This is a genomic window from Shewanella sp. SW32, assembly GCF_025653365.1.
In the GTDB taxonomy this organism is placed as follows: domain Bacteria; phylum Pseudomonadota; class Gammaproteobacteria; order Enterobacterales; family Shewanellaceae; genus Shewanella; species Shewanella oncorhynchi.
Genome location: NZ_JAKKSJ010000004.1, coordinates 41,842 through 59,319 on the forward strand (window position 1 = coordinate 41,842; position 17,478 = coordinate 59,319).

Below are 17,478 nucleotides of genomic sequence, written 5' to 3' on the forward strand. Positions count from 1 at the left end.
ACCACCTAAAAACAAGGGGAGCATAATGCTCCCCTTGATGTTTTTGTGTTCACGCAAAAAATGTCCGCGAGATTTCCGTGAGAAAGTTACGCTTTCATGGCCTTTTCGCCGCGAGCCAAACCCACCACACCGGAGCGAGAGACTTCGACCAATTTAGTCACTTCACCTAGGGCATTGATAAACGCATCGAGTTTCTCTGATGTGCCGACCATTTGGATGGTATATAAATTGGCGGTGACATCGACAATTTGGCCGCGGAAAATGTCCGCCATCCGTTTAACTTCTTCCCTAAACTCGCCCTGGGCGCGGACCTTGATAAGGGCTAATTCGCGTTCAATATAAGCAGACTCGGTAATATTCGAAACTTTTAACACATCGATGAGTTTATGTAACTGCTTCTCTATTTGCTCTAACACCATTTCGTCGGCAACGACCGTGATGTTAAGCCGCGACAGTGTGATATCGTCCGTTGGCGCCACCGTTAAACTTTCAATGTTATAACCGCGCTGTGAAAACAAACCGACCACACGAGACAGGGCGCCGGATTGGTTTTCTAATAATACAGATATAATTCGACGCATTAGCATTTCTCCGTCTTAGTCAGCCACATTTCATTCATCGCACCACCGCGGATCAACATGGGATACACGTGCTCAGTTTCATCCACCATGATGTCGATAAAGACCAGTCTGTCTTTCATCGCCAGCGCTTCAGCCATTTTTGACTCAAGTTCGGCGGGATCGCTTATCGTCATACCTACATGGCCATAGGCCTCGGCAATTTTGGCAAAATTGGGTACTGAATCCATATAGGAATGTGAGTGACGGCCAGAGTAAATCATGTCCTGCCATTGTTTAACCATGCCAAGGAAACGATTGTTTAAGTTGATAATTTTAACCGGCGTATCATATTGCAGTGCGGTTGATAGCTCTTGGATGTTCATCTGAATTGAACCATCACCCGTGACACAGACAACTGTGGCATCAGGCATCGCCATTTTAACCCCCATCGCGGCGGGTAGGCCAAATCCCATGGTGCCTAGACCCCCTGAGTTGATCCAGCGGCGCGGCTTATCGAACGGATAGTACAAGGCGGCAAACATCTGGTGCTGGCCAACATCAGAGGCGACATAGGCATCGCCATTGGTCAGCTTATACAAGGTTTCAATCACTTGCTGTGGTTTGATGCGACCACTGTTTTTGTCATAGGCCAGACAATCGCGGCCGCGCCATTGCTCAATATCATTCCACCAAGTGGCGATGGCATCGTTGTCATTGTGCTCGTTCGATTCATCTAACAGTGTCAACATGCTGTCTAAAATACTGTCGGCCGACCCTACGATGGGAATGTCGACGTGGATAGTTTTCGAAATAGACGAGGGGTCGATATCTATGTGCAAAATGGTCGCGTTCGGACAGTATTTTTCCACATTATTAGTGGTTCTATCGTCGAAGCGTACACCAATACCGAAGATCAAATCGCAGTTATGCATTGTCATGTTGGCTTCGTAGCGACCGTGCATCCCTAACATGCCTAGGCTGTTTTTGTGGGTACTTGGAAAAGCCCCGAGTCCCATAAGTGTGCTGACGACGGGAATATTTAATCTCTCAGCTAATTGTAAAATTTGCTTATCACAACCCGAGATAATGGCGCCTCCACCGACATAGAGCACAGGCTTTTTAGCCGCTAATAGTGCCTGTAGTCCACGACGGATCTGTCCTTTATGCCCCGAGGTTGTCGGGTTGTATGAGCGCATTTTCACGCTTTCGGGATAAATATACTCGTGCAGCAGCGCTGGGTTTAAGCAATCTTTTGGCAGGTCTACGACAACAGGCCCAGGACGGCCGGTAGAGGCAATATAAAAGGCTTTTTTTATCGTTTCAGGGATTTGAGTGGGATCTTTAACTAAAAAGCTGTGTTTCACCACTGGGCGAGAGATACCGATCATATCGCATTCTTGGAAGGCGTCATTACCGATAAGATTGCTCGGTACTTGCCCCGATAATACGACGAGGGGAATAGAGTCCATGTAGGCGGTGGCAATACCGGTAATCGCGTTGGTGGCACCGGGTCCTGAAGTGACTAATACCACACCCACTTTACCCGTGGCACGGGCGTAGCCATCGGCCATGTGTACGGCGGCTTGTTCGTGGCGAACGAGTATGTGTTCAATACCTGGGATAACGTGCAGGGCGTCGTAGATATCTAAAACTGAACCGCCAGGATAGCCGAAAATATGCTTTACGCCTTCATCAATCAAAGAACGCACGATCATGCTGGCGCCGGATAACATCTCCATGTGGAACTCCTATTGCATAGTACCGTTACGGTAAACAGTATTTTGTTACAGCGACGGTAATCGCTCTAAAAATTAAGCCTGAAGGGTAATTCAGACTCCGAAATGCTGAACTGACTTCGTAGAAGACAAGTGATTCATCCTTAGGATGCAGCAACTGTTGCAATGAACAGAATTTCATCATATTCAAAAAAAACAACATTTCAAGCCTTTTATGTAAAAAATAACCAACTTGAAACAATTTCACGTTTGAATGGCTGGATAACTTGCTGGAATCGCCAAGTAATCTAGGTTGATTTATGGGCTTATTTTATATTTTTCAGATTGTTAGATGCTTAAAAAGCAAAAACGGCACTAAAAGTGCCGTTTTGGTGTGGGACGTTAGATAAGCAGATACTTAACTGTTGCGATTAAATATTACTTATTTGCTACATTAGTGAAAGCCAATGCGCTGTTTTCACGCGATCAAACATGTGTTGCCGATGTGGCATTGGTATCCATGGAACCTTAAAAATAGATCCTTAAACCGTCGGCTGTATTTGATGTTTTGGACGATTAAATTGGCAAATACCGACTAACACAATAGAGCCTAACATGAGGGCAGAGAAGGGCACTGCTGTGCCATCATAGAACACCGCTAATAACGGCCCCGCTAATGCGCCACAGCCAAATCTTAAGGTGCCAATAACCGCCGTTGCCGTTCCGGTTTCTTGTTTGAACTTCATCAGCACTATCGCATCTGCGTTGACTGACATCACCCCTAGGCTGCCCATCAAAGGAATAAGCATGATCACGGTAAAATGATAGCTCATATCCAGTAGGTTGACGGTTAATAAACCAGCTCCCGCAATAGCGCCAAAAAAGGTCGATACGTGCAACATACGCAGCGAACCATAGCGGCCGACAATGCGAGTATTAATAATATTGGCCAACATCAAGGCGCCAACGTTGGTGCTAAACAAGATGGCAAAATAGGATTTATCTAAGGCAAAGACTTCCATATAAACGAAGGGTGATGCGGTGAGATAACAGAAAAACGCAAAAGATGTTAACACACCGCTGGCAATGTTTAACTTAACGCCAGGTCGGGAAAATACGGTCGCATAGGCACCAAGAAACGATTTTTGGCTGCGAGTATCCATATCTTTATCGCTGGGCATTTTTAGCGCAAACAGCACGAGTAATAACAGGGTCGCGGCATAGGCAGATTGAATGAAGAAGATTAAATGCCAATCACCGAGTTCTAAGATCACGCTGCCAATACTAGGGGCCAATAATGGCGCTAACATCATGATTAAACTCACGTAAGACATACCTTTGGCGGTATTATCGCCATAGACTTCTTTGATGTATCCCGGTACCACCACAGTCGCTGCTGCGCCGATAAAGGCCTGCAAAAAGCGTAGCCCAAGAAAGACTTCGACTTGACCAGCAAAACCAATCAGTAAACTGGTTAGCATAAAGCCACTCAGCCCCATTATCACCATAGGGCGACGGCCAATGCGGTCAGCTAAGGGACCGAAACACAACATGCCCAGTGCATAACCTGCTAAGTAGATACTCAGGGACTGTTGCACTGTTGTGATATCGGTATGAAAACTAAGGGCCAATGTTGACATCGCAGGTAAGTACATGTCGATGGCTAATGGTGTGATCGCGACAATCGCCGCTAGCATGGGAATAAGCAGTGCTAAATTCGGTATACGTCTACTATTATGGGCAGAAGGTTGTGATTGTGGGTCCACTGTTACCTCGGGTGGCGAAAGAATTGAAAGCGTATTTCTCAGGGTTATGCGGCGTGGTTTAAATTGTACTAGGACAATTCACTCTAATCCGTCCATTTTTAGCCAGCATCTTGCGCTAATTGGTAGTGTTTGGGGAAAAGTGAATTGTGCTTCGATCAATTTTCACGGTAAGGCATTAAGCAATAGCATAGTAAAGCGCTAGGACAAATAAACCAATCTTTGCGATGATTTCTTTACCGTATTTTACCGATTAAATTGTAACTAAGTAGCAAATATCGATAATCGAGGTATAACCTTGGCGGCTCGAGCGGTTATCCTCCAATATGCTTCATTCAAAAGTGTTAGTTGTCATCTGAGTGTCACTGCTTTGTCATCTAGGTGTCTTTTATGCTGACTAATTTAGTGGGCTTTAGCTTCACCCTACTAAAAATAAAATATTCAGGAATGACAAGATGAAAACACAACGACTCCCGCTTGCAGCCGCCATTATGGCGAGCTTATTACTCGGTGCTTGCAGCGGTGATGATGGCGCAGCAGGTGATAAAGGCGACAACGGCTTAAATTCACTGGTTAAAGTGACCGCATTAACTATTGGTGATGCAAATTGTCCCGCCGGTGGTCAGCGTATCGATACCGGATTAGATGCCAACCATAATGGACAATTGGATAACAGTGAAATTGCAGTCGCGCAAACCCAATATGTTTGCCAGCCACAAACTGCAAGCTTAAAAGCAGAGTTGATTGGTCGTCATCAGACTGGCGTTTATGGCTTAAGTGCTGCCGAAATCGTTGAATATCACAGTGCATCTAACCGTATTTTTGTGGTCAATGCGATCAGCGGTAAAGTCGATATTATCGATGGCAGCTTATTAGTGACTGCATCAAACGCCACAGATCCTTTAGCATTGAATAATCTCGACAAATTAGCTGAACTCGATGTTGCTAAGGATGTGGGTCAAACCTTTATGGGTAGCGTTAACAGCGTGAGTATTTCAGGCAACTTGTTAGCGGCTGCCATTGAGCGTGGTGACTCTGCAGGCAATAAAACTCAAGCCAATGGTTTTGTAGCTTTTTATCAGCTTAATGGCACAGATGCTCCACAGTTTATCAGCGCCGTCGAAGTCGGTGCTTTACCCGATAATGTAGTGTTCACCCACGACGGTAAAACTTTACTCGTGGCCAATGAAGGCGAACCTAATCCTGCTTATACCTTAGATCCTGAAGGCAGTGTTGCGCTGATTGCGATTACTGACGGTAAGCCTGCAGCCGCTGCGACCATCATAGATTTTAGTGTGTTTAATCATGGCGGTGCGCGTGCAACTGAAATCACCGCTGACATTAAAATTAATGGCCCAATGGCGAGTGTGGCGCAGGATTTAGAACCTGAATATATCGCCATTAGCCAAGATAACCGCCGTGCATTTGTCAGTTTACAAGAGAACAATGCTATTGCCGTGATTGATATCGCCAATGCGAAAGTCTCAAAGATTTTACCACTAGGCCTCAAAGATTACGGGCTTGATGTGAATAAAATTGATGCGAGTGACAAAGACAATCTTGTGAACCTGCAAAGCTACACTGGGGTGTACGGCATGTATCAACCCGATACCCTTGCTAGCTACCGTTGGAATAACACTGACTTTATTGTGACTGCGAATGAAGGTGACTCCCGTGACTATGCGGCTTTTTCGGAAGAAGCCCGCGCAGGGGATTTAGTGCTCGACCCGAATCACCCACAATTTGCCGCCGCAAAAGATAAAACCCAATTAGCGCGTCTTAAGGTAACGACGAGCATGGGGGACGATGATAAGGATGGCGACTACGACAAAGTCGTGAGCTTTGGTGCTCGTTCCTTCTCGATTTGGAATGCTGATGGTCAGCAAATGTTTGACAGTGGCAGTGATTTTGAACGTATTACCGCCGCACTACTGGGGGATAAGTTCAACAATAACAACGAAGAAAATAAAGGTGATAGTCGCAGCGATGACAAGGGGCCAGAGCCAGAAGCTTTAGCCCTAGGCCAAATTGGTCAACGACTATATGCCTTTGTTGGTTTAGAACGTACCTCTGGCTTTATGATCTATGACGTGACTAATCCTTTTGATGTGCATTTTGTCGACTATGTTGTGAACCGTGATTTTGAAGCTGACTTCGTTGTCGATACCGCTACAGGTGCAGTCAAAGGTGATGCAACATTGGCGGGTGATTTGGGACCAGAAGGGATGAAATTTGTCAGTGCCGATAAAAGCCCTAACGGTAATCCTTTGTTAATAATAGGCAATGAAGTTAGTGGCACCACGAGTGTTTACCAACTCAAGATCAAGTAATTGAGTTTTACTCAGTCACCTGAGCATCGCGCTTTGGACGTGGGCCTTGTGAGTTCTTGATATAACCGCTCTAAAATCCACCATTGGCGGCATGAATACCGCCAATGGTGAGGGTTTAGGCTATCCAACCGAGCCATAGCCACCATAAATAATCCAGTGGCATGAGTGCAACTAGAGTTATTGCCGCTAGAGGTAAGGTGATGCGAAGTAGTTTAGTTAATGGCTCTTGGGATAATTGCATCGCCAAAATCAAAGGAGCCACCTGATAAGGAAAAATCACGGTTGAGAAACCGATCACCTGCGTCATTAATACCGCAGGGGTGGAGAAGCCAGTTGCATTGGCAAAGTCTGCTGCCATGGGGGATAACACAGTCGGCACGCCTGGAACCGTTGCCACTAATCCTGTTAGCGTCGCGATTAACGATAACGACATAAAATTCAGGAACGATGCCCCTTGCTGCAATGGTAACCATTCACTGAACAGTTGACCTAGCGCAGTGCCGAGCCCGGAATGATTGACCAATGCTCCCAGACCTAAGGCCGCCGCGACAAAAATGACGGTCGACAAATCCACTGAACTATTAAAACTCTTAGGCTCAAGCACTCCCCATTTTGGGAGCAATAACAAGATAGCCGTTGTTAATCCTACCCAAGCGGGGTTGATGCCGTGCAGCGAGTCAGTCACCCAAAAGAGCAAAGTAATCGCCAGTAACAGTGCAACTTTCTTTTGCATACCAAGGTTATAAGCTTCTTTTTCAATAACGCGTTCAGGCTGATTTTTATCAATTTTTGCAGGAAATAGGAAAACGACTAGCGCCACAATCAATATTGATTTGAGTAAGCCAAGGATTGGAAAATGCAATAAGAGATACTCAGTATAACCAAAGTGGATATTGAATAGATTCTCACTGGAACCCGCTAATATCATGTTGGGAATATTCGCGGGCAATACGGCAAAACTGGGCATGTTACACGCCAGTGCCAAGGCGGTCGCAATGCCTATCCGTCCATGGCTACCACGAGCAAAACCGACTTGCTCAGCTAACGCCATACCAATTGGCACCATGACCACAGCACGGCCAACGGATGAGGGCATCACAAAGCCAAGCAGCATGGCACTAAAGACTAAACCCGCAATCAAGCGTGGATAACTTGAGGTCAGTATGGGGGCAATCAAACTGGCCATTCTGCGACTTAAGCCAGACTGAGTGATGGCACTGCCGATCACAAACCCTGAAATGATTAACCACACCGCAGTTGAGCCGAATCCGGAGAAAAGTATACTCGGCTCAATGAGTTTAAAAATGGTGGCAAGGGCAAAAAAGATTAACCCCGCCATAAAGGGCGGGAAGAAACCTGTGCTCCAAAACATCAAGGTCACTAACACTACGCCTGCGCTGTAGGAAAACACCGCGGGATGCTGACTTAGCGGAAAAAGCGCAAGTAAAGTAGCGATCAACAGTGCACTGAAAAACGCTAGCTGTTTAACGCCAATAAAACGTTTCATGTTTACCGACCTATTGGGTTGAATACGTAAAAGATGCCTACTAAGATAGCTGACTTAGTTTGGCGTTTTAAGAGGGTAATATGTCAAAATATGTTCCTAAAGCGACATTGTTAACACCCAGTGATGCGGCGTTTATCATAGATGCCAATCGGCCCGTACTGACCCATACTCGCAATATGGCGGCGGAAGCGGGTATCGAGCCTCACTCGCACCCGCGGGGTCAGCTACTTTGGGCCGCCAAAGGTTTGTTACGTGTTCGCAGTGAAAATGCCGTCTGGGTGGTACCCTCAACCCATGCCGTTTGGATCCCTTGCAATTTGCCCCATCAAGTGAACAGTGAAACCCACGCACATACTCGCAATATTTATATTGACCCTAGCTATGGCGTTAGGCCACAGGATACACAAGTGGTGATGGTGACTATGACAGCGCTGATGCGTGAATTAGTGCTTAAACTTTGTGAAAGTTCACATCTTATGGACAGTGGACAACTGCATCGGCTGGGTTTGGTTGCCATCGATGAGCTCCAAACACTGGACAGTCTGGATGCCCATTTACCTGCTGGCTCAGATCCAAGACTCAGTCGCTTAATCCAAATGCTAGTTCGGCAGCCGAAAGTGAATTACTCACTGACCGAGTTAGCCGAAATGGGCGGCGCGAGTGTGAGAACGATTGAGCGGCTATTCAAAGCTGAAACTGGGCTCACTTATCGACAATGGCGGCAAAGGTTTCGTTTGTTAAATTCGCTTGAGAGCTTAAGCCAAGGGGAGAGCACAACTATGGTGGCCCATAGTTTAGGTTATCTGAGTGTCAGCAGTTTCAGTGCCGCTTTTAAAATGCAATTTGGTTGCACGCCGCAAGATTACCCGCAGCATAAGCCTATGAAAAGCGGGAGCTAAATCAGGCATCATAAAACCGTCTATAAAAAAGCTAGAACAATATCTAGGATGCTGTTCTAGCCTGCAATTTATCAAAGTGTCTTAAGCTAATGCGCTATTTTAATTGGCTATTTCAACTTGTCATTTCAATGCCGCTGGGACGATAGGGTAATAATCCCAGACTTGGCCATCGGTCATTGAGCGCACCAGTTTGATGTATTCGGCATGGGTCCAGGCAAGCGGTGTGGCAGAGTTGGTGCCTTGTCCGAGTTGGTAATGATAACGGGTGGCGTCGCCGACACCGTCCCACGCTTGCTCGGGTAACATCATGCCAGCATTCGCAAACGTTTCCATGCCCTGCACATAGGTGTTGATCAACTGCAGCTTGGTTTGCTGGGCGTTATTGCCTGTTAGCTCGCCTTTCGCTTGGGCGAGTGCTAATTCAAAATGACCGCGCTCGCCGGTGAAGAAGGGCCAGACTCGGCCACGTTGATTGGCGCTGTTGCTGCCCGACTCCGCATAGTTATGGCCAGTCACCGTATCCTCGCCGTAGCCGTCGTTGCCATAACGTCTAAAGCCTGGGATAATGCTGCCATCTTTGGCGGTAAACACGTATTTTATGCGTAGGTTTGGTTCAAGTTCAGTGTTATCAATCAATTGAAGGCTTTGATTGATGAGCTTATCGGTTGCACCGCGCACGCCATAACGCACTAGTTCTAAAAATCCGCCATCGAGGATCTGACGTTGATCTAAACCTTGCTTACCGTTATTTGCCGCCAGTGTATCGCTAGTATTTGGCTTTCCATTCGGGCTTAAACGTAAATAGTAAGGCGCGCTGACTCCAGTGCTGTTCTTCAATAATCCTTGGGTGGTGACTAAGTGTTTTTCTAAACTATTACTTAAGTCTTTGGCGGCGGTAAGATAACGGCTGCTGGAGGCAAGATCCTTGGCTTCTTTGGCGATTTCACTCGCGGCAACAAGACCGGCGATCACGGCAGCCGTTGTAGAGGGGGAGTAACCCGCCTGTTCCTCCCAACGCTCTTGCTGGGTTTTAGGCGGGGTGATTTGGGTGTGATTCCAATCCAGATTGACCTCACCGCCACTGATCAAAAAGTCCGCTGCACCTTTGAGCATCTCTTGATACCAGTGACTGATCTCATCGGGGGTGAGTACGCCCGCTTGCCAGAGTTTCCAGCCGAGCATGATAGGCATGGCGGTTTGATCGAGTTGCACGCCGACCCATTCAATTTGGCCATCCACATGGGTCTTTTGCAGGAACCAACCGGGCGTACCCGTAAAGCCGGGCGTCTTTTCGGTCACTTGCACTTTTTTCAGGTATTCGAAGGCCACTTTGGGCGTTTGTGTGTCACCCATGGCGAGGAATGCCATGGCGCATTGGTAAAAGTCGCGCGGCCATACTGCTTTATAGCCAGTGCTCGGCACGGCTGCCGAAACCGTATCGCCCCAAGGGTTTGAAAGCGAAGCGATCAGTGCGCCCGCATAGGTTTTATCTTCCTGCGCTTTCAAGACCATAGCGCTGGTATACAGCAGCTTGCCGTTATCTGTGGTGTTGTTAGCCATGTTAGCGATGGCGGGCAGTGAGCTTAGGTAACCCTGCCAGCCTGCATTGTAATGGCTGAGCACAGAATCATAACCTGCGGCTAAGCTGGCATCGGCATTGGCTAAACTTTGTGCTTCATCTTTACCAAAACCGATGGCGAGATTAAAAGTGACGGGTTTGGCTTTGATGAGCGTAGGGTAACTCGCGGTAAAGGCGATATTGCCGACGGTCGATTTATCTTGCGCACTGGTCGTTTGATAGGGCGTATCGAGTTTGCCGTTATCGGCCAAATCGGCTAGGCCATCGGAGACACCGACAAAGCCAGTGGTTGCCTGCACAAAATTCAGATCGGATTTTACCGTCATTACGCTACTGTCTTTGGCGGCGGTATAGGCCACCAGCGCCTGATTCTTTGTATGAGTGTCGATGCGGCCGATATCATTGGCGCCCGCATTGTCGATATGCGGATTGACATACAAATGCGGTGTAATGCCATCTTCAAAGGCGGTAAAGGTGACACGCATCATCAAAGTGTCGCGGTCGGGATCGGTAAAGATATGTTTTTCAATCTGATACTTACCTTCAACATCTTTATTGATAATTTTATAGGCAAGGGATTGCGGGCGACCATTAGCATCTGTATCTAAATATTCTATGCTGCTGATGGTGTTCTCTTTTTCGGTATCGACAAAGCCATTACCTGTGACCACAAATTGCAGTTCTTTGAGCTGCGCATTATGGATAAGACCATACATGGTTTCGGTTAAAATACCTTGGGCGAGGGAGAACCAAACGCGGCTAATGGGATTTTGCTTAGCATCTTGATATTGACCTTGGGTATAAGGCTCGTAAGACGTCCCAATACCAGTTTTACCCGAAAATGCCCAAGTCGGCGCTTTACCCGGTGCGACGGGCGCAACCCGCTGCACACTTGGCGCGGCATTCACACTTGTGGCAGTTGTTGCTGAATTCGATGTGGGTGAACAGGCCGCTAACCCTATTATCCCCAATAGGCTTGCGGCGACGGCAAGCGCTAGGCGGCTGCGTCTTGTTAACGCTTGTGTGTGACGGTTTTGGCTTGTGTGCAGATCCTGTTGCGGCGTAGGACTCGATTCCATCTCGTTCTCCCCAAATAATGGTTTTATTTTTATAGTGATTGAATTGATAAAGATATTTTATGCTGCTGTGATTAGCCAAATGACCGAATTCACCGCGCTTAACATGCATTTCTGCATATCGCCTAATGTGTATCGCAGCTATAAAGAGCTAACTTTTATTCGTTAATTTGTCTGTGGCTTTCGTGATTAAGTGGGTCTTGTGGTTCATTGCTGTACTTTGATTATTTGGGTTATTTTGTTCGACAACGTCTTGGTCGACAAATAATACGGCAATGCCTGCACACATCATCAAGACGCCACCTGTGATCAGTGCATAAATAGGTTGACCATCGAACAGACCATTGAGCACTAAACCCAGCACACTGGCGGCAAGAAGCTGCGGGATGACGATGAAGAAGTTAAAAATCCCCATGTAAACGCCCATTTTTTGCGGGGGTAACATGCTCGACAACATGGCGTAGGGCACAGATAAAATTGACGCCCACGCGATACCGACACCAATCATAGGCAGCCATAACAGGTTTGGGTCTGTAATAAAAAAGAAACTAATCAAACCTATACCACCACAGAACATATTGACTGTGTGGGTCAGCTTGATGCCAATACGCTTAGCCAGCATAGGAATAAAAATGGCGGCAATGGCGGCAAAACCATTGTAGGAGGCGAATAGTACGCCGACCCAATCTGCGCCGTCGTTATAAGCTTGGGACAACACATCGCTGCTGCCAAAATGGTAAGACGTCACGGCGGCTGTGGTGTAAATCCACATGGCAAACAGTGCGAACCAAGAGAAAAACTGCACGATCGCCAGTTGATGCATGGCTTTGGGCATATGGAACAAGTCATCGACCACGCTAAATACCATGCCGAGCTTATTGCGTTCAGCGGGTTGTGAATGGCCCAAACGCAGCGCGCAATACAGTTGTAATGGGCCAAAGGCGAAAATCCCTAAGCTCAAAATATACAGTTGCTTGTCTAAATCCTGCGCCCCAATAGCGAAGGTGAGCAGGGCGCCGAGACCCATCCATACGAAGGAGGCAAATTGATAGTCCTTGCGGGTACGAGTGCGGGCTAAAGTTTCATCTTCAGCATCGACTTGTTTTGCGTTAAAGGCGGCTAATTCTTCAGGGGAATATTCTCTTGACGATACGACAGTCCAACTGACGGCGAGCAATAATACTGTGCCACCGAAATAGAAGGCATAACGCACTGAATCGGCAATTTCACCCGCTGGTGCAGTATTCGCAACATCAAAAAAGTGAGTCAAAATATAGGGTAAGGCCGAAGCCACCACAGCGCCAATGCCGATGAAAAAGCTTTGCATGGCATAGCCTTGGGTACGTTGGCTTTTCGGTAAATTGTCACCGACGAAGGCGCGAAACGGCTCCATGGCGATGTTGATCGAGGCATCCATGATCCATAACATGCCGGCGGCAATCCACAGGGTAGGCGAGTGCGACATGATAAAAATGGCAAGGGTAGTAAAAATCGCGCCAATCAAAAAATAGGGGCGGCGACGGCCAAGGCGTCCCCAAGTATTATCACTCAAATAACCAATAATAGGTTGAACCAATAAACCCGTTAGCGGCGCGGCAATCCACAGTATGGGGATTTCATCGATAGAAGCCCCCAAGGTTTGAAAAATGCGGCTGACGTTGGCATTTTGCAGGGCAAACCCAAATTGAATGCCTAAAAAACCGAAACACATATTAAAAATTTGCCAGAAACTCAGCTCAGGTTGTTGCTTGAATGCATGCGGCAACTGAGGCGCTGCGGCTTGATGGGGATCTTGCTGGTGATTCGAAGACATTGAACTTCCTTTCTGTTGCCGGCAGTCGTTCTGCCTTGAGTGCTTATTGTTTTAATTGTTTTGCCTAGCAATGGATTGGCACTGTACTTTGCTTTTATGTGGTGAGCTATTTCATCACAGCCAAGAGCATACAATAAAAGCCAAGAGTCAGATTCATGGCTTATTCATGGTAGTTTCGCGCATGCCATGAATGAGTGTACTCTGTGAAAAAATGGCGAATATACTCCTCCCTCAGAAGCATATTCGCCGATAAATTCATTTCAAATTTGGGCTAACACCTTAATTCAAAGGGGTTAGCCCAAGTGAGTGGCCTAAAGCCAGTCAGCAGAAAGAACTTAAGCCTGATAGCAATCCTTGTATATAACCCTATCAGAAACGACCTCACAGATTTCAAACCCCACAAGCAGAGGGTGAAACGAGCGGATTTATAGTAGCCTCGGCGTAGATTTTTGCACAACTGCTTACATACGTATTCATCATGGCTCAGTAACTGGATTGAAACATAGGCGTAACGCATCTAGACGATTTATCAATAGCTATAGGCTTGCTGGAATGCTCAAATAACTCTCTAATCTTGTTAGAATACTTGATGATCAGTCATTGCATTATTTTTTAGAAAAAAAGGGTATTGTTATTGCGGATGTTAACTGAGTGATAAAATCAACCGCAGCATAACTGACGGCGAGTTAAATGCGCTTAATCAGAGTCAGCATGCAATAAATATCCAGTACGGATGCCGATAGCTTGACTCGAAAGTTGCGCACTCTGCACTATATAGCCAGCCTAGATATGGTGGGCTCAAATAGTTACTTAGCTTATGATGATCGCCAGATTAAGCGTTTTTCGTTCGATTATTTTAAATTTTTTCAGTTGATTAAAGGATCCCTATGTTTGTTGTCTCGCTTACCTATAAAAAGCCAATTGCAGAAGTGGAGTTACATTTAGCCGCCCATATTGCTTATCTTGATGAGTATTATGCCGCAGGGACTTTTGTCGCCTCGGGTCGTAAGGTGCCACGTACCGGTGGCGTCATCCTCGCCAAGGCTGAAAGTCGCGCGGCGCTAGAGGCTATTTTGCAGCAAGATCCTTTCTGCATTGCCGATGTCGCTGAGTTTGAGGTGATAGAGTTTGTGCCGACTAAAACGGCGCCAGGGTTAGAGCCGTTGCTTGAAGTGATTTAACCTACATCTTTGTTTGAAAATTATTCCGTGCACTTGGTTATAACAGGCTTGGCGGGTTGGGGGACATAGAGTTCCCCCCATTTGGGTGTTAGTCGGTGTTTATGCTGTTTTCGGGGCGAACTTTTCCGATATTCTGCGACCTAGTTTGGTATTATGCCGTTTTCCCTCTTGAAACCTTACGCAGGTTTCCGCTGCGCGAGTCCCACTTTTTATGTCTATTCAAACGCTGTTATCGACGGCTCTGGCGAAACGCCATGATTTTTTACAACAAGCAGAACAGGATCAAACCGATTGTTTTCGGGTGTTCCATGGCACAGTCGAAGGCGTCAGTGGCTTGAATATCGACCGTTATGGCGATACTTGGCTAGTGCAGAGTTTTCATCAGACCTTAACCGACGAAGAGTTGGTTGATGTCGGCACTGTTTTGTTGCAACAGGCCGATTTGCCGATAGTGTATAACGATCGTTCATTAGGCCATTCCCGTGTATTGAATGCCTTATCTCCCGCACTGACAGAGATTGCGAGTTCTGAGCGAGTAATGCAGGAAAATGGCATCAAGTTCAGCACTAAACTGCGCCACGAAGGACAAGATCCGCTGTTATTCCTTGATATGCGCATTGGCCGCGAATATGTGCGGGCACACAGCCAAGATAAAACTGTGCTGAATTTGTTTTCCTACACCTGCGGCATTGGTACTGCGGCAGCCATCGGCGGCGCGACTCAGGTGATGAATGTTGATTTTTCTTCCTTTGCTTTAGCGACGGGCAAAGCGAATGCGGCGTTAAATCAGGTGTCGAATGTATGTGAGTTTGTGCAGAGTGATGCGTTTCCGGCATTGCGCCAATTGGCAGGCTTGAGTGTGGGAGGGCGTCGCAATCAAAAATTACCGAGTTATCCCAAATTGGCGCAAACCCAGTTTGATCTGGTGTTCCTCGATCCGCCGCGTTATGCCAAGAGTGCTTTTGGTATTGTTGATTTGGTCAATGATTATCAAGGTTTGTTCAAGCCCGCATTAATGGCGACGAAAGTCGGTGGCACTATCGTTTGCTGTAACAATGTGGCGAAAGTCGAGCGCCAAGCATGGTTTGACAGTTTAGTGCGCTGCGTTGAAAAACAAGGCCGTACAGTCACTACGCACACTTGGCTCGATCCCCATGAGGATTTCCCGTCATTCGATGATAATCACCCACTTAAAATAGTGGCGCTGACATTAAGTTAACTATACAAACGGCATAGTGATAAGAACTACATAGAGATATCAACAAGCAGGGCACCCGATTCGGTGCCCTTTTTATTTGCCGCTAGATGGGCTGTAAATGGAAGGCTATCGCGATGCGGTTCCAGCCATTAATGGCAATGATTAAGCTGGTGAGATCGACAATTTCTTTCTCGGAATAATGCTCTGCAAGCGCCGCATATTGACTGTCATGCACGGGCGCAGTAGCAACTTGGGTTAAGATTTCTGTCCAGAGCAGCGCTGCACGTTCCCGTTCATTAAAGATTCCATCGACCTCCTGCCAAGCGGCAAGTAAATCTAAACGCAGCTGTTCTTCACCGTCGCTTCTGGCTTCCTCGGCGTGCATTCGCTGACAAAACGCGCAGCCATTGAGTTGCGATGCTCTAAGCTTGACTAAATGCACCAGTAATGGCGAAAAGTGGGAGTCGCCGGCTGCTTCGTCTAAGCTGAGCAGTGCGTTAGCGAGTGTGGGTTGTAGCTGGTAAATTTGCTGGCGTGGTATACGTTCTGACATAAAAGCCTCCTATAAGCTGAGGCTTCAATCTAAGCGGTTAGCGCTATGTAGGATTGGAGATTTGCGACATTTTACGCTTTTTGTATTGTCCTGGAGTTTGCTGTGTCACCCGTACAAAGTGTTGATGTAGATGGGCTTGATCGTAAAATCCGCAATCGAATGCGACCTGCACTAGGCTGAGGTTAGGTGATTGGCTGAGTAAGTTTCGGGCGATTTTGACTCTGTTTAATTGCAGTAACTGCGCGGGTGATAATCCGGTTTCTTGTTTAAATCTTCGTTCAAACTGGCGGCGACTTAGGGGCAGTTGTCTATAGAAATCCTCTAAACTGGCTTGGGTTTGAATAAGCTTTGGTAAACTCGCCTGCACTAAGCTAATCATAGCGCTTTTATGTCGAGATAAGGCCACATCACATTGCCGCTGGTTGAGCTGCAATAACCAGTGCTCAAGTAGAGCGACGCGTTGGGCTGGCAGATTGGTTTCCGCCAGTTGTGATAGCAGTTGATCCAATCCTGTTAGCTGCAATTGCGTCGCATCAATAGTCGTCACTGATGAAGTAGACATAATATCTTGCAGTTCAATGCCGAGTAAATGAAACGCGCCGCCGGGGTGAAAACGAACGGTTATCAGCTCGATTCCTGGTAAAAAGGCGTGGGAATGTCGGCTCTGACCACAGTGAAATAACACTTGAGGTTCTTCGCCTCTTAGCGTTTGAGTAAGCGTTGGCGTTGGGAAATAGAAATGCAGGCTAGTGCCGCCGTCCGGATAAAATGTCTGTTCAATGCTCTGCGGTAAATTAGTCGCAACGCGCAAATGAAAGTAGCGCTGCACCCAAGGGCGAAGTGGCGCTAAGGGTTTAAAATGGCTAAAGCCTAAGTGCGCGAGTTCAGTTTCGAAACGTTTAAAGCTGCGCATTTCTAATAAATTTGCCCGATATCGCAAGCTGAGCACCATAAGCAAGTAAAGGAAGGTCAGATTAATCTAACTGAGCTGAGGCATTTTTGCACCTGTGTTGCTTGTACGCATTTGCCTTGTACTGGCATGGTCTGTCTACAATTATGGTGAGTTTGCGAGGGCATTTATAGCCTGTTTATTCGATTTATACCGATTTGTCGGTCAATGGGCACGAACTGAATTTACGCCAACATCAACTAAGACGCTTCAAGGGGAGATTAACTTTTACGTTTTGTATTGGGATAAACAGGTGCTATCTGGCAATAAAAAGTCACCAAGGACAAGGTACATCCTTGGTGACTTTCTGTTGTTTACTCTGTATTTTTACACTCGCTCAAACACTCAGTTAACG

12 protein-coding genes are annotated in these 17,478 nt (G+C 46.8%); 4 read left to right on the plus strand and 8 right to left on the minus strand.

All coding sequences use genetic code 11. The annotated features are described in order from the left end of the window. Window positions 1–86: 86 nt before the first annotated feature. The 3 genes from ilvN to L5M28_RS03180 form a co-directional block, all read right to left on the minus strand. Window positions 87–581: an acetolactate synthase small subunit gene (ilvN, locus tag L5M28_RS03170; protein ID WP_173244657.1), complete on the minus strand. Its 495-nt coding sequence runs from the start codon at window positions 579–581 to the stop codon at window positions 87–89. Beyond that, window positions 581–2,299 carry an acetolactate synthase 3 large subunit gene (locus L5M28_RS03175; protein WP_105252618.1) on the minus strand — a complete coding sequence of 573 codons (1,719 nt, stop codon included), beginning with the start codon at window positions 2,297–2,299 and terminating at the stop codon, window positions 581–583. The genes ilvN and L5M28_RS03175 overlap by 1 nt, the downstream gene beginning before the upstream one ends. A 518-nt stretch (window positions 2,300–2,817) precedes the next feature. Then, on the minus strand, window positions 2,818–4,041 hold the full coding sequence (locus L5M28_RS03180; RefSeq protein ID WP_028759825.1) for a multidrug effflux MFS transporter: 1,224 nt from the start codon (window positions 4,039–4,041) through the stop codon (window positions 2,818–2,820). A 452-nt stretch (window positions 4,042–4,493) separates the two neighbouring features. On the opposite strand from L5M28_RS03180, the gene L5M28_RS03185 reads away from it, so the two are divergent. Further along, window positions 4,494–6,368, plus strand: coding sequence for a choice-of-anchor I family protein (locus L5M28_RS03185; protein WP_263202438.1), 1,875 nt, complete (start codon window positions 4,494–4,496; stop codon window positions 6,366–6,368). 115 nt (window positions 6,369–6,483) lie between these two features. Here L5M28_RS03185 and L5M28_RS03190 read toward each other — a convergent pair whose 3' ends face one another. Beyond that, window positions 6,484–7,875: an SLC13 family permease gene (locus L5M28_RS03190; RefSeq protein WP_263202439.1), complete on the minus strand. Its 1,392-nt coding sequence runs from the start codon at window positions 7,873–7,875 to the stop codon at window positions 6,484–6,486. Window positions 7,876–7,955: 80 nt separating this feature from the next. Between L5M28_RS03190 and L5M28_RS03195 the strand changes: the two genes are divergently transcribed. Next, entirely contained in the window at window positions 7,956–8,774 is an 819-nt protein-coding gene (locus L5M28_RS03195) for an AraC family transcriptional regulator (RefSeq protein ID WP_263202440.1), read from the plus strand. Between the two features lie 120 nt (window positions 8,775–8,894). On the opposite strand, the gene L5M28_RS03200 is transcribed toward L5M28_RS03195, so the two are convergent. Both L5M28_RS03200 and L5M28_RS03205 read right to left on the minus strand, forming a co-directional pair. Next, a complete protein-coding gene (locus L5M28_RS03200; RefSeq protein WP_263202442.1) occupies window positions 8,895–11,432 on the minus strand; it encodes a glycoside hydrolase family 15 protein in 2,538 nt (845 codons plus the stop codon). 148 nt (window positions 11,433–11,580) lie between these two features. After that, on the minus strand, window positions 11,581–13,242 hold the full coding sequence (locus tag L5M28_RS03205; protein ID WP_263202444.1) for an MFS transporter: 1,662 nt from the start codon (window positions 13,240–13,242) through the stop codon (window positions 11,581–11,583). A gap of 887 nt (window positions 13,243–14,129) precedes the next feature. Between L5M28_RS03205 and L5M28_RS03210 the strand changes: the two genes are divergently transcribed. Continuing rightward, window positions 14,130–14,423 (plus strand): YciI family protein, encoded by a 294-nt coding sequence (locus L5M28_RS03210; protein WP_198572268.1) that lies wholly within the window; start codon window positions 14,130–14,132, stop codon window positions 14,421–14,423. A 211-nt stretch (window positions 14,424–14,634) separates the two neighbouring features. Continuing rightward, window positions 14,635–15,642, plus strand: coding sequence for a class I SAM-dependent rRNA methyltransferase (locus L5M28_RS03215; protein WP_263202445.1), 1,008 nt, complete (start codon window positions 14,635–14,637; stop codon window positions 15,640–15,642). 82 nt (window positions 15,643–15,724) lie between these two features. On the opposite strand, the gene L5M28_RS03220 is transcribed toward L5M28_RS03215, so the two are convergent. Continuing rightward, window positions 15,725–16,174, minus strand: a complete 450-nt coding sequence (locus L5M28_RS03220) for a carboxymuconolactone decarboxylase family protein (protein WP_263202447.1) — start codon at window positions 16,172–16,174, stop codon at window positions 15,725–15,727. 43 nt (window positions 16,175–16,217) lie between these two features. Continuing rightward, a complete protein-coding gene (locus tag L5M28_RS03225; RefSeq protein ID WP_263202448.1) occupies window positions 16,218–17,126 on the minus strand; it encodes a helix-turn-helix domain-containing protein in 909 nt (302 codons plus the stop codon). Window positions 17,127–17,478: the final 352 nt, after the last annotated feature.

Bases quoted from the DNA above. Each gene is read 5' to 3' on its own strand.
- L5M28_RS03215 (WP_263202445.1), top strand. From the start codon at position 14,635: ATGTCTATTCAAACGCTGTTATCGACGGCTCTGGCGAAACGCCATGAT.
- ilvN (WP_173244657.1), bottom strand. From the start codon at position 581: ATGCGTCGAATTATATCTGTATTATTAGAAAACCAATCCGGCGCCCTG.
- L5M28_RS03185 (WP_263202438.1), top strand. From the start codon at position 4,494: ATGAAAACACAACGACTCCCGCTTGCAGCCGCCATTATGGCGAGCTTA.
- L5M28_RS03200 (WP_263202442.1), bottom strand. From the start codon at position 11,432: ATGGAATCGAGTCCTACGCCGCAACAGGATCTGCACACAAGCCAAAAC.
- L5M28_RS03210 (WP_198572268.1), top strand. From the start codon at position 14,130: ATGTTTGTTGTCTCGCTTACCTATAAAAAGCCAATTGCAGAAGTGGAG.
- L5M28_RS03190 (WP_263202439.1), bottom strand. From the start codon at position 7,875: ATGAAACGTTTTATTGGCGTTAAACAGCTAGCGTTTTTCAGTGCACTG.
- L5M28_RS03205 (WP_263202444.1), bottom strand. From the start codon at position 13,242: ATGTCTTCGAATCACCAGCAAGATCCCCATCAAGCCGCAGCGCCTCAG.
- L5M28_RS03175 (WP_105252618.1), bottom strand. From the start codon at position 2,299: ATGGAGATGTTATCCGGCGCCAGCATGATCGTGCGTTCTTTGATTGAT.
- L5M28_RS03195 (WP_263202440.1), top strand. From the start codon at position 7,956: ATGTCAAAATATGTTCCTAAAGCGACATTGTTAACACCCAGTGATGCG.
- L5M28_RS03220 (WP_263202447.1), bottom strand. From the start codon at position 16,174: ATGTCAGAACGTATACCACGCCAGCAAATTTACCAGCTACAACCCACA.
- L5M28_RS03225 (WP_263202448.1), bottom strand. From the start codon at position 17,126: ATGGTGCTCAGCTTGCGATATCGGGCAAATTTATTAGAAATGCGCAGC.